Here is a 12,309-nt window from a genome sequence, read left to right as displayed (position 1 = left end):
ATGCAGCGTGTAGACCCGACTCCGGGGGCAGCAAGGACCCTCTCGCAGCTACTGGGTGCGGCAACACCGGCTGCTGGCGCGGCGACTGCGGCTGATGTAGCCCCCGCCATCCCCGCCGGTCCCACGCTGGCCGAGGAACGTGCCGCCACGCTGGAACAGGCACGGATCGAGGGCTTGCGCGCCGGCGAAGCAGCCGCCGCTGCTGCGCTGGAAAAGCACCTGCGCGAGCAGACCAACGCGCTGCAAGCGGCGCACGACACGCGCCTGCAGATGCTGGAAGAACAACAGCGGCATCTGAGCGAGCTGCTGGCTCAGGTGCCTGTGTGTGTGGACAGGATGGAGACGCAGTTGTTGGAGGACGCCGTCGTGCTGGCGTATGCCGCTGTGGTGCGCGTGTGCGGGTCATCCAGCGCGGACTTCCGCCAGGTCTGTGCACAGTTGCTGGACGAGCAGCGCGAACGCCCGGTACTGCTGCGCGTGGCCCCAAGCCTGCATCCATTGGTGGAAGGTCTGGCCGATGCCCAGGTGCGCGTTGAGCCGGCCGTGGGATTGTTGCCGGGCCAGGTACAGCTGCAGACCAGTAACGGCATTGTAGATGGCGGCCTGGATGTCCGGCTGGACGCGATCCGCGCAGCGTTTCTCTCTGGACTGGCAGCGCAGCCACGATGAACAGCGCAGGTATCGACACTCTGCTGGAGCACCTGCGTGTTGCACCGATGGTGCGCCGACTGGGCCGCGTGGAGTCGTTCAACGGGCTGGTGGTCGAGGCACTTGGGCCAGACGTGGTGCTGGGCGAGCGTTGCCTGATCGAGGGCAACGGCGGCCACCAGTTGGACGCCATGGTGGTGGGCTTCCGCGCCGGCATGACCCAGCTCATGCCCTACGGCGAGCTGACCGGCATAGCACCGGGCCATCTGGTGCGTCCGCTGGGGCGGGGTGTCGATGTGGGTGTTGGCGAGGCGTTGCTGGGCCGGGTCATCAATGCGCACGGAACCCCGCTGGACGACGGTCCCGCACTGGAACTCGAGCAGCGCTATCCGCTGGCCCGCCCGCCCATCAATCCCCTACACCGACTGCCGATCGAGCGGGTGATGGAAACCGGGGTGCGTGCGATCGACACGCTGCTGACTCTCGGCGAAGGGCAGCGGGTTGGAATCATGGCCGGCAGCGGAGTGGGCAAAAGCACGCTGCTGGGTGCACTGGCACGCCAGGTCGACGCAGATGTCACCGTGCTTGCCCTGATCGGCGAGCGCGGTCGCGAAGTCAACGACTTCCTGCAGCACTCACTGGGCAGCGAAGGATTGAAACGCTCGGTGGTGGTGGTGGCTACCGCCGACGAACCCGCGTTGATGCGTACCCAAGCGGCCTACGCCGCTCACGCAGTGGCGGAGTACTTCCGGGACCAAGGCAAGGCGGTCCTGCTGGTGGTCGATTCGATGACCCGGTTTGCGATGGCGCAGCGGGACATCGGGCTGTCGATCGGCGAGCCGCCAACGTTCCGCGGCTACACGCCGTCCGTCTTCGCACAGCTGCCTCGCATGCTCGAACGTTGCGGCCGGGTGCGGGGTGGCGGGTCCATCACGGGCATCTACAGCGTGCTGGTAGAGGGCGACGACATGAACGAGCCCGTCACGGACCACATGCGGGCCATCCTGGACGGACATATCGTGCTGGACCGGGAACTGGCCGCGCGCGGCCACCATCCGGCCATCGACGTGCTGCATAGCGCCAGCCGCCTGATCGGCGCGGTCGCCAGCGGTACCGAGCAGGACACTGCGCGTCGCGCCCGGCGCGAGTTGGCGCTTTACGAGGGCGCACGCGATCTGGTGGAGCTCGGCGCTCACCAGCCCGGCGTGAACCTGGAGCTGGACGGAGTGTTGCTGCGACGTCCTGCCATGGAAGCCTTCCTGCAGCAGGTGGCCGATAAACGCTACGGTCGGAAGGACGCGCTGCAGCAGCTCCGCAGCTTGCTTGCGGAAGGGGCAGCTGCATGAGCCAACGAGAGCGCGCCTTGTCGGCATTGCACCGTCTGCGCGATTTTCAGCACGGCAGGCAGGAAGCGGCCCATCTCCTGGCCCAACGTGACGAGCGCACGCAGCACGACGCACTTACGCGGGCCAGATCGGATCTGGGTGATGCTCAGCAACAAGCCGGTAATGCGGGGCAGGGCCTGGCGCTGGACCTCGGCCGTGCCGGGCTGGTGACACAGGTTCTGGAGGGGTTGCACGACAGGGTAGCTCAACAGCTCCACGTGCATGCCCAGGCCCAACAGCGCGCCGCCGCCGCTGCGACTGCGCATCTGGCGGCTCAGCGCCAGCGTGACCAGGTGGGCGACCATCTGGCCTTGGAACGTGACCGCCTGCAGCAAGTGCAGGACATGCGTGACTTCGACGACAACAGCGACCTGCTGTTGGCGCGGCTGCGATGCGGAGATAGAACATGATTCCCCCACTGCTCGACCCCAACCAGATTCCGCTGGTGCGTGCTACCGAGCGCCGTACCTCGGACCCATCGCCCCGTGCATTTGAGAAGGCCGTTGCACACTCCCCGGCAGCAGCCACCCCTGCGACCGATCCGATCGAGCTGGACTTGCGTGACGAACACGGTTCAACCCGTACCATCTCGTTGCCCTGGGGCCTGGCTGCAACTCCGCGCTTGTCCCAGAGCGAAGCCGGGGCCGCGTTGCAGACGCAGCTGTTCCTCCTGCTGCAGCCCGGGGCTGCGCTGACCGGAACGGCAGATACGGCGCCAGTCACCCATGGCGTCCCTGTCGCGCCCGGGCCCTTTATGGCGCTGGCTACTTCCGTACGTCCGACAGCGGGCATGGCAATAGTGGCAACACGCGAGCCCGCGCAGACCCCGTCACTTGCCACCGCCGCCAGTGCGGCGGCCCAGCATCCGGATGCCGGCGTGCCGTGGCAGGAGCGCTGGCTGCAGTGGCTGCGTGGAAGCGGTGGCGACGTCCAACTGCGCCTACGCGACTACCGCCTGGACGAAACCAACCACCCGCAGCTGCTGCAACAGCTGCATCGCTTTGCTCGTGACCAGGGCATGGCACTGACGCGCGTCACCGTCAATGGCCATGAACTCTGGCGCATGCCCGAACCCGCAACAGGAAACCACCATGGCCGTTGATGCAATTGGAAGCACGTTGGGCACGCAGCAGAGCGAGTTGACCAACAACAACACCATCAACCAGGACGACTTCATCCGGCTGTTCCTGGCGCAGCTGCAGTTCCAGGACCCGATGGAGCCGGTCGACAACCGTGAATTCCTGGCGCAGCTGGCGCAGTTTTCCGCGCTCGAACAGTCGCGCCAGCTGAGCCAGAACACCGCCGACCAGCTCACCATGTCGGCCGCCAGTCAGGCGGTCAGCCTGATCGACCGCCAGGTTGAAATTGCGGGCGAGGGCGGCAAGGTATCCGGCCGCGTCATTGCCGTGCAGTTCGGCACCAGCGGACCCGAGCTGAGCGTGCGCGACAGCGCCGGGCAGGTCAGCACCGGCGTGAAGCTGTCGCAGGTGTCGTTGGTGCAGCCCTCCAGCAGTCCCTGATATAGGAAACCGCCATGTTCCAGGCCCTTTTCACCAGCCTCTCAGGATTGTTCAGCTTCTCGCGAAGCCTGAATACCGTTTCCAACAACGTATCGAACATGAACACACCCGGATTCCGGGGCAGTGATTCCTTCTTCGCCAACATTGAAGGCAACCTCGGCACGCGCATCGTGGGCGAAGACCTGCGCACCGTGGCGGGCGACACCCGCCAGACCGGAAACGCGACCGACCTTGCGGTCGATGGAGACGGGTACTTCGTGCTGCGCGACGCCGCTGGCGCACTGCACTACACGCGAGCCGGTCAGTTCCGCTTCAACGACGATGGCGTGCTGGTTGACAGTGTCAACAGCTACGAAGTCATGGCTGCGGATACCACCGGTGCCCTTGCGTCGATCACGATTGAAGGGTTGCGCACGGTAGGTGCCGTGCCGACCACCGGAGTGCACATCAGCGGCAATCTGCTGCCTTCCAGTGCGTCTCCCACCGCGCCTGCGACGCCGGTGGACCTCAACTCCATCACTGTCTATGACACCACCGGCACGGCGCGGGTGCTGAAGATGCAGTTCACCCGTAGCGCTACCCAGATCCCCGGCGCGTTCGATGTGGCCGTGTTGGACGACACAGGGGCCAGCATCGGCACGGGTGAGGTGCGCTTCAGCGTGCAGGGCCTGCCACAGGCTGGCTACAGCACCATGGATATCGTGCTCAGCAGCGCGGGCGGCGACCAGACGCTGACGTTCGACTTCGGTACCCCTGGCTCATTCAATGGCATGACCTCCCAGTCGGGAACGCCCTCCGGCCTGACTGCGAAAGTTGACGACGGCCATGGTGTGTTGCCGATCACCACGATGAAGTTCGACGAGAAAGGCATCCTGCAGCTCAGCTATTCGACTACCAAGAAGCGCACAGGCGGCCAGGTTGCACTGGCGCTGTTCGCCAACGAGAGCGCGTTGAAGCTCAGTGGTGGCCGGATTGTCTCGGGCGTGGATGCATCGCAGCGCGAGATCGGCACCGCCGGTAGTGGTCGCTACGGCAAGATCGCCGGCGCCAGTCTGGAGATGTCCAACATCGACCTGACCCGCGAGTTCGCCGACATGATCATCATCCAGCGCGGCTACCAGGCCAGTTCCAGGGTCATGACGGTCAGCAACGAAATGATCGAACAGCTCTACAACAGTACAAAGGGCGGCTGATGGCAGGGCATCCGATTCGATGGCAGGGGCCTACCCGTTGCCGCGCGGTGCGCACGGCGGTGCACGCGCTGGTGCTGGACTGGCAACGCAACTGGGCAGTTACACCCGCCGCCGTATCCGTCGACGAGCTTGCCCGCGCCCAGGCGCAGGCAGCGGCGTGGCAGCTGGCCACCGCCGATGATGGCCGCGCTCTTGCCGGTATGGACCGCGCAGCAATGGCCCGGCTGGGCGGCGCGCTCGCTGCGGTGCCTACGCGCGTGGCTGCCGACTTCAACGTCGCGCTGGCGGTAGGAGCAGAGGCGCTTGCAGCGTTGCTGTCCTCGCTGGTGGGAGCTGCATCGGTGCTGGTCGAGCAGGACCAAGCGCCGGCGGAGGTTTTCACCGACCGCTACGGGTGGATCTGCATGGAGATATCCGTCGGCGACGTGCGCTTCCACCTTCTGCTGGACCCTGTGACTTGTAACAGACTCGACCCGCAGCGAAGGATCGCAGCCCCACTGGAGTCCAGAACGGCGGCCCTCGCGGGAACCGCGGTTGCGCTGACCGCCACGCTCGAGTTGGGAAGCGTGGATATCTCGCTGGTCAGCTCACTGCGCCCGGGCGACATCCTCGGCACCGGCATTCCACTGAGTGCGCCGGACGCATTGGGGGCCGCAGGCAGCCCGCCACTCCTGACCGGTCGGCTCACCGCCATCGGCCAGGCAAAGGCCATCACGGCCGAACACATTCACTGACAGGTGCTCACTACGATGGAAACCCTTTCCACACCCGCCGCTGCGGCTGGCAGCCTTGCCCAGGAGCTTTCCGGCCTTGGTACTACCCACCCCGCCCTGGCTCTGGTCGGCCATGTAGAGGTACGCATGACCGCGCAGATCGGCTCGCTTACCCTGAGCATCGAACAGCTGCTGGCGATGAAGAGCGGCGACCAGTTGAAGCTGGACCAGGGACTGGAGGCACCGGTGTCGTTGTTGCTCAACGACCGCGTGGTGGCCAGCGCCGAGTTGCTCGCCGTGGACGATCACTACGCCATCCGCATCCTGGAGCTGCTGTGACCGCAACGGTCTCCAGTGCCACTCCGGTGCCCATCGCATTCCGCGAAGAGGGCAGCGCTGGCGGCGCCGATGCAATCCAGGCGCTCGGCATGACCGTGCTGCTGCTGGCCGTGGTACTGGTGGGTCTGTACGCGGCGCGGCGCCGAGGCTGGCTTCAACGCTGGTTGGGGGCAGCCGTTCTTGCAAAGCCGACCGCCGAGCAGGATCTGCGCTTGACCGGCACGCTCCGGCTCAGTCCGCGCACGTCCGTGCACAGGATCCAGAGCGGTGACGGCGAGTATCTGGTGGTGGAATCCAGCGCGCAGGTCCAGATGCATCGCGTGGAGACGTCCCATGACAAGGCGTGACACCCGGCTCCGGCTGTCTCATGGACTGGCGTTGCTGGCAGGCGGGTGCGTACTCTCCTTTGCCCTGCACGCCGATGCCAGCGCCCTCGACAGCGTGGCCGATGAAGTCGCGCGCCAGGACTTCTCGCCGGTGCTGCGCAACTTCGTGCTGCTCAGCCTGCTGTCGCTGGTACCGGTGATGCTGATCGCGATGACCTCGTTCACGCGCATCGTGATCGTGCTCTCGCTGTTGCGCCACGCGTTGGGCCTGCCGCAGACGCCGCCGAACAGCGTCATCATCACCCTGTCGTTGTGCCTGACCTGGTTCACCATGGCGCCGGTGGCAGGCAAGATCGACCAGGACGCATTGACGCCGTACCTCAGCCAGCAGATTACCGCCGGAGAGGCCATCGAGCGTGGCAAGGATCCCATGCGTCAGTTCATGATCTCGCAGACGCGCGAGAGCGATCTCAAAGTGGTGCTGGAGATGGCGAAGGCGCCCATGCCGGCCACGGCCAGGGATGTGGCGTTCACGCACCTGGTGCCCGCGTTTCTGCTGAGCGAGCTGAAGACCGCGTTCCAGATCGGCTTCGTCATCTTCCTGCCGTTCCTGCTCATCGATCTGGTGGTAAGCGCGATTCTCATGGCGCTGGGCATGATCATGCTGCCGCCAACCACCATCAGCCTGCCGTTGAAGATCCTGCTGTTCATCCTGATCGATGGCTGGGTGTTGACGGCCAAGGCGCTGCTGGGGAGTTTCTGGAACTGATCGCGGTGCAGACCGACCCGGCTGACATGGAGGCGTGGCAGACCCTGCGTTCAGGCGAAAGCGCGGCCCGCGACGTACTCGTGGCGCGCTACCTGCCGTGGGCGGAGATGCTTGCCGACCGGATCCACCGCCGCGTGGCCGGGCTGCGCGTGCCGCGCGAAGACCTGCGCCAGAGCGCCACCGTCGGGCTGCTCGAAGCCATGACACGATTCGACCCGTCTCGCGGAATCCCCTTTCCGGGCTATGCGATCGCGCGCGTGCGTGGGGCAATCTTCAACGAGGTCCGGCAGTTCAGCGCCGGCCGTGATGAGCACCCGGGGGCGCGGGTGGTTGAGCGGCTCCAGTCCATGCGCAGGCGCCCTCCGGGCGACGAGGTCGGTCCCCTGGAGCAACTGGTCGAGGACATCGTGGGACTGGGCTTGGCGTTCCTGCTCGACAGTGAAGCCGCCCAGGCCGACGAGCAGTTCTGCAGTGCCCAGGAATACACCGAGCGCAGCCTGATGAACACACGTCTGCGCTGGGCGATGCAGCGGCTGCCGGAGCGCTCCCGGTTGCTGATCCAGGCCCACTACTTCGAGCACCTTCCCTTCAAGACGCTGGCGGAGCGCTTGGGCGTAAGCAGGGGCAGGGTGTCGCAACTCCATCATGTTGCCCTGCTGGACCTCCGCCGCGCGCTGTCGCCTGCCGCGCCGATCGAACGGCCGTGACCGCCCCCCACTTCGGTCACATCCAGCCCGCCCATCCGTCATGGCATGCTGAGCCCCTTCAACCAAGGACGTGATCGAAATGCGACTTTCCCGCGGTCCCCTGGCCGCCAGTGCAGCCGTGCTGCTGCTGGCTGCCTGCCAGGCCACTCCGGAAGCGCCCCCGCAAGGGGCGGCGCGCCAGTACGGAACACTGACGTTCAAGCCCTGCACCCTGACCAGCGCCCGGGCCAGCAGCAACGTGGAAGCCGAATGCGCCACGCTGCAGGTGCCGGAAAACCCGGCCGCGCCGGATGGCCGCAGGATCGGCCTGAACATCGCCCTGCTCGATACCGAGAACGAGGGGGAGGGCAAGCAGGACCCGGTGTTCTTCCTGGCCGGCGGCCCGGGCCAGTCGGCCACCGAAGTAGCGGCCATCATCAACCAGTCGCTGCGTGAGGTGCGCAAGAAGCGTGACATCATCCTGGTCGACCAGCGTGGCACCGGCAAGTCCAACCCGCTCAGCTGCGTCGACGCCGACGGCAAGGCGCTGACGTTCGACGAGAACGCGGACCCCACGCCCGAGGTAATGGCTGAGTACGCCAAGCGCTGCGCGGCGGCGCTGGTGGACCGGGCCGACACCCGCTTCTACACCACCACCGAAGCCATCGGCGACCTGGATGCCGTGCGCGCCGCGCTGGGCGTGGACAGGATCAACCTGGTCGGCGGCTCCTACGGCACCCGCGTGGCCCAGCAGTACGCCGCGCGCTTCCCGCAGCACATCCGTGCGGTGGTGATCGACGGCGTGGCACCGAACGACCTGGCGGTGGGCGGCGACTTCGCCAACACCTTCGAGTCGGCGATCGAACTGCAGTCGGCCCAGTGCCGGAAGGACGCGGCCTGCGCCAAGCGTTTCCCGGTGGACACCCACACCCAGCTGCGCAACGTCATCTCCACGCTGGCCAAGGCCCCGGTGGAGGTCGAGTATCGCGACCCGGGCACCGCTGCGGTCCGGCGTGACCCGATCAGCTCCAACACCGTGATCAACCTGGCCTTCATGTTCTCGTACATGCCGGAGTCGGCCTCGCTGCTGCCGGTGGTGCTGGATGAAGCCGCCCAAGGCCGCTACGCGCCGCTGATGTCGCTCAACAGCCTGGCCACCCGCAACATGGCCGGTCAGATGAACCAGGGCATGCAGTGGTCAGTGATCTGCGCGGAAGATGCCGACCGCTATGTGGAAGCACCCGCCGGCGACCGCATCCTTGGCCCGGAGGTGGCGCGCATGTTCTTCGCCGCCTGCCCGGTCTGGAACGTCGGCAGCCGCCCAAAGAACTTCACCGCACCGTTGAGCACCGACGTGCCGGTGCTGCTGCTGTCCGGCGAGTTCGACCCGGTCACCCCGCCGCGCTACGCCGAACAGGTGCTCAAGCACCTGCCCAACGGCCGCCACATCGTGGCCAAGGGGCAGGGCCACGGCACCCTCGGTGCCGGCTGCATGCCGCGCCTGCTCGCGCAGTTCATGGACACGGCCAACGCCAAAACGCTCGATGCCGCCTGCCTGGATACCCTCGCGCCGGTACCGGCCTTCACCTCGTTCAACGGATGGGCACCATGATCGTCGCCGAGAACCTGCATAAAGCCTTCAAGACCAAAACCGGCCTGATCAAGGCGGTGGAGAACGTGGGCTTCCAGGCCGAGGACGGCCGCATCACCGGCCTGCTCGGCCCGAATGGCGCCGGCAAGACCACCACCATGCGCATGCTCTACACCCTGATGACGCCCGACCAGGGCCGGGTGCTGGTGGATGGCCTGGATGCCTCCACCCAGGCGGTGGAAGTCCGTCGCCGCCTGGGCGTGCTGCCCGACGCGCGCGGCGTGTACAAGCGGCTGACCGCGCGCGAGAACATCGCCTACTTCGGTGAGCTGCACGGGATGAGTGCAGCGCACATCCGCGAGCGCACCAAGGTGCTCTCCAAGGCGCTGGACATGGAAGACATCCTCGACCGCCAGACCGACGGCTTCTCGCAGGGGCAGCGCACCAAGACCGCCATCGCGCGGGCGCTGGTGCATGACCCGCGCAACGTGATCCTGGACGAGCCGACCAACGGCCTGGACGTGATGACCACCCGCGCCCTGCGCGGATTCCTGCGCGAGCTGCGCGACGAAGGCCGCTGCGTGATCTTCTCCAGCCACATCATGCAGGAGGTGGCCGCGCTGTGCGACACCATCGTGGTCATCGCCAAGGGCACGGTGATGGCGGCCGGCACCGCCGACGAACTGCGCGCGCAGACCGGTGAAGCGAACCTGGAAGACGCCTTCGTGAAGGCGATCGGCAATGAAGAAGGACTGCACGCATGAGCGCGTTTGCCACGTTGTTGACCGTAATGCGCAAGGAACTGCGCGACCTCTCGCGTGACCGCCGCACCCTGGCGCTCACCCTGCTGCTCGGGCCGCTGCTGTACCCGGTGCTGTTCCTGGGCATGGGCAAGCTGGCCGAAAGCCGGGTCAAGACCCAGATCGACAAGCCACTGGACATCCCCACCATCGGCCGCGAGAACGCCCCCAACCTGGTCCGCTTCCTCGCCTCGCAGGGGCTCAACGCGGTCGACCCGCCGAAGGACCTGACCGCCGAGATCCGCGACCAGAAGATCGACATCGCGCTGCGCATCAGCCCGGACTTCGGCAAGGACTGGGCCGAAGGCCGCCCGGCGCTGGTGGAGATCGTGCAGGACAGCACCCGCCGCGACGCGGACATCCCGACCGCCCGCCTGAAGGCCGCGCTCAGCGGCTACAGCCAGCAGGTCGGTTCGCTGCGGCTGCTGGCGCGCGGTATCGACGCCCAGGTGGCGCGTCCGCTGGACGTGGCTACCCAGGACCTGGCCACGGTCGAGGCCAAGCGTGGGGTGATGCTGTCGATGCTGATGCCGATCCTGCTCACCATCACCTCGTTCCTCGGGGGTGCGTACCTGGTGATGGATACCACCGCCGGCGAGCGTGAGCGGCAGTCGCTGGAGCCGCTGCTGGCCACCCCGGCCAAGCGCGGTGCCATCGTCAGCGGCAAGATCGCGGCGGCCTGCGTGGTGGGCGTGGTCTCGCTGCTGCTGACGCTGGCCGCGTTTAAGCTCAGCGCGCAATTGTCCACCGGCGCGGCCGCGCGGCAGCTCAACATGGGCCTGCTGTCCATGCTGCAGATGCTGTTCGTGATGATGCCGATCCTGTTCATCGGCACCTCGCTGCTGACCTTCCTCTCGGCCGCGGCCAAGAGCATGAAGGAAGCGCAGAGCCACATGACCTGGCTGATGCTGCTGCCGATGCTGCCGGGCTATGCGCTCATGGTGTACCCGGTGAAGAGCGAGCTGTGGCAGCTGGCGGTGCCGTTCCTGGCGCAGAACCAGATGTTGCTGAAGATCATCCGCCACGAGCCGATCAGCGCGCAGATGTGGGGCGTGTACCTGGCGGCTGGCTTCGGCCTGGCGGCGCTGCTGTGGTTCGCGGCGGTGCGCCGTTACCACCAGGAGCGCCTGGCGATCTCAGGCTGACGGTACCGACCAACAAAAAACCCCGGATCGCTCCGGGGTTTTTCTTTTACGGCAATGCCGCCGATCAACCGCCCGGCGCGAACGCCAGCGTGCGGCGGGTGGTGGTCGGTGCGGCCACCGGCTCGAACTTCCACTTCTTCACCGCGCCCAGCGCTTCGCGATCGAAGATGCGGGCCGGGGTGGCGCGCAGCACGCGCGCGTTGGTGACCGAACCGTCGGTGCCCACGGTGATTTCGACCAGCACTTCGCCCGAGGTGCCCGAGCGCAGCGCGTCGGCCGGGTAACGCGGTGCCGGGGTGCTGATCGGGCGCAGGGTGGCAGCGGCAGCCGCTGCGGCGGCCGGCGCGCGGGCCGCAGCGGCCTGCGCGGCAGCAGCCGCCTGCTGGCGCTGTTCGGCTTCACGACGGGCCGCGGCCTGGCGCTCGCCGTCCTGGCGTTCGCTTTCGCGGCGGGCCGCATCCTGCTGCGCGGCGATCTGCCTGGCCGCTTCGGCCTCGCTGGCCTGCTGCTGGCGCTGCTGTTCGGCCAGCTGCTTGGTTTTGTTCTCGGCGTCCTTCTTGACCTTGTCGGTCTCTTCCTGGGTCCGCTTCAGCGCGATCTCGGTGCCCTTGGTGATGCCGCTCTTCAGGCGCGGCAGGGCGGCAGCGTTGGGGTCGACCTTCTCGATCAGCGCCACCAGGCGCTGGCCTTCGGTGAAGTCCTCACGGGCCAGGCTCTGCTCGGCGGCAATCAGCACGTACGGCTGCAGGTCGGTCAGCGCGCTCTTGATCGAGGCGTCGTCCGGGGTCTTCTCGCGCAGCGCCAGGTAGTACTCCATGGCGTTGTCGCCGGCCGGGGCGTACATGCGGTTCTCGCGCAGGGCCTTGCTGGCCAGCTCGCGCAGTTCCTCGGTGCCCATCGACTGGACCTTGGCCGACACCGCCGGTGCCGGTGCCGGCGTGGCGGCGGGTGCGGCAGCCGGTGCTGCGGCGGTCGGCGCGGCCGGCGCAGCGGTTTCATCCTTGCCCGAGCAGGCGGCCAGAGCCACCACCAGGGTCAGCGGCACCAGCAGGCGCGCCTTGGCGTTCGTGTTGACGTGCGACATCCAACTCCCCTTTGAAGAACGGCGATACGTAGGGCCTGATGCGGTCAGGCCGACCGAGGGCCCTGGACGATTCCCAGCGTCCAGGCCATGCAACAAGTGCTCAATCTAGC

The 12,309-nt window shown here is 66.9% G+C and carries 15 protein-coding genes; 14 read left to right on the top strand and 1 reads right to left on the bottom strand.

Annotated elements, in window-relative coordinates; all coding sequences use genetic code 11:
* From PDM28_RS18315 to PDM28_RS18250, 14 genes are all read left to right on the top strand, one after another.
* Window positions 1-669, top strand: a complete 669-nt coding sequence (locus PDM28_RS18315; protein WP_311183146.1) for a FliH/SctL family protein — start codon at window positions 1-3, stop codon at window positions 667-669.
* Window positions 666-1,994 (top strand): FliI/YscN family ATPase, encoded by a 1,329-nt coding sequence (locus PDM28_RS18310; RefSeq protein ID WP_311183145.1) that lies wholly within the window; start codon window positions 666-668, stop codon window positions 1,992-1,994. The genes PDM28_RS18315 and PDM28_RS18310 overlap by 4 nt, the downstream gene beginning before the upstream one ends.
* A complete protein-coding gene (locus PDM28_RS18305; protein ID WP_311183143.1) occupies window positions 1,991-2,443 on the top strand; it encodes a hypothetical protein in 453 nt (150 codons plus the stop codon). Before PDM28_RS18310 ends, PDM28_RS18305 begins: the two co-directional genes overlap by 4 nt.
* Window positions 2,440-3,135: a hypothetical protein gene (locus tag PDM28_RS18300; RefSeq protein ID WP_311183142.1), complete on the top strand. Its 696-nt coding sequence runs from the start codon at window positions 2,440-2,442 to the stop codon at window positions 3,133-3,135. Before PDM28_RS18305 ends, PDM28_RS18300 begins: the two co-directional genes overlap by 4 nt.
* Complete coding sequence (locus PDM28_RS18295) at window positions 3,125-3,553, top strand: flagellar hook assembly protein FlgD (protein ID WP_311183141.1); 429 nt, start codon at window positions 3,125-3,127, stop codon at window positions 3,551-3,553. The genes PDM28_RS18300 and PDM28_RS18295 overlap by 11 nt, the downstream gene beginning before the upstream one ends.
* 14 nt (window positions 3,554-3,567) lie before the next feature.
* A complete protein-coding gene (locus PDM28_RS18290; RefSeq protein ID WP_311183140.1) occupies window positions 3,568-4,746 on the top strand; it encodes a flagellar hook-basal body complex protein in 1,179 nt (392 codons plus the stop codon).
* A 59-nt stretch (window positions 4,747-4,805) separates the two neighbouring features.
* Window positions 4,806-5,480 carry a hypothetical protein gene (locus tag PDM28_RS18285; protein ID WP_311183139.1) on the top strand — a complete coding sequence of 225 codons (675 nt, stop codon included), beginning with the start codon at window positions 4,806-4,808 and terminating at the stop codon, window positions 5,478-5,480.
* A 15-nt stretch (window positions 5,481-5,495) separates the two neighbouring features.
* On the top strand, window positions 5,496-5,798 hold the full coding sequence (locus PDM28_RS18280) for a FliM/FliN family flagellar motor C-terminal domain-containing protein (protein WP_311183138.1): 303 nt from the start codon (window positions 5,496-5,498) through the stop codon (window positions 5,796-5,798).
* Window positions 5,795-6,145 carry a hypothetical protein gene (locus PDM28_RS18275; protein WP_311183137.1) on the top strand — a complete coding sequence of 117 codons (351 nt, stop codon included), beginning with the start codon at window positions 5,795-5,797 and terminating at the stop codon, window positions 6,143-6,145. The genes PDM28_RS18280 and PDM28_RS18275 overlap by 4 nt, the downstream gene beginning before the upstream one ends.
* Window positions 6,132-6,893 carry a flagellar type III secretion system pore protein FliP gene (fliP, locus tag PDM28_RS18270; RefSeq protein ID WP_311183136.1) on the top strand — a complete coding sequence of 254 codons (762 nt, stop codon included), beginning with the start codon at window positions 6,132-6,134 and terminating at the stop codon, window positions 6,891-6,893. Before PDM28_RS18275 ends, fliP begins: the two co-directional genes overlap by 14 nt.
* A 5-nt stretch (window positions 6,894-6,898) precedes the next feature.
* On the top strand, window positions 6,899-7,600 hold the full coding sequence (locus tag PDM28_RS18265) for a sigma-70 family RNA polymerase sigma factor (protein WP_311183135.1): 702 nt from the start codon (window positions 6,899-6,901) through the stop codon (window positions 7,598-7,600).
* A gap of 79 nt (window positions 7,601-7,679) precedes the next feature.
* A complete protein-coding gene (locus PDM28_RS18260) occupies window positions 7,680-9,191 on the top strand; it encodes an alpha/beta hydrolase (RefSeq protein ID WP_311183134.1) in 1,512 nt (503 codons plus the stop codon).
* Complete coding sequence (locus PDM28_RS18255; RefSeq protein ID WP_070209537.1) at window positions 9,188-9,934, top strand: ABC transporter ATP-binding protein; 747 nt, start codon at window positions 9,188-9,190, stop codon at window positions 9,932-9,934. The genes PDM28_RS18260 and PDM28_RS18255 overlap by 4 nt, the downstream gene beginning before the upstream one ends.
* Window positions 9,931-11,115, top strand: coding sequence for an ABC transporter permease (locus PDM28_RS18250; protein ID WP_102946251.1), 1,185 nt, complete (start codon window positions 9,931-9,933; stop codon window positions 11,113-11,115). The genes PDM28_RS18255 and PDM28_RS18250 overlap by 4 nt, the downstream gene beginning before the upstream one ends.
* 64 nt (window positions 11,116-11,179) lie before the next feature.
* Here PDM28_RS18250 and PDM28_RS18245 read toward each other — a convergent pair whose 3' ends face one another.
* Window positions 11,180-12,199: an energy transducer TonB gene (locus PDM28_RS18245; protein WP_311183133.1), complete on the bottom strand. Its 1,020-nt coding sequence runs from the start codon at window positions 12,197-12,199 to the stop codon at window positions 11,180-11,182.
* Window positions 12,200-12,309: the final 110 nt, after the last annotated feature.

The sequence above is a fragment of the Stenotrophomonas aracearum genome, assembly GCF_031834615.1.
In the GTDB taxonomy this organism is placed as follows: Bacteria; Pseudomonadota; Gammaproteobacteria; order Xanthomonadales; family Xanthomonadaceae; genus Stenotrophomonas; species Stenotrophomonas aracearum.
This window is presented reverse-complemented; position numbering and strand designations above follow the sequence as displayed.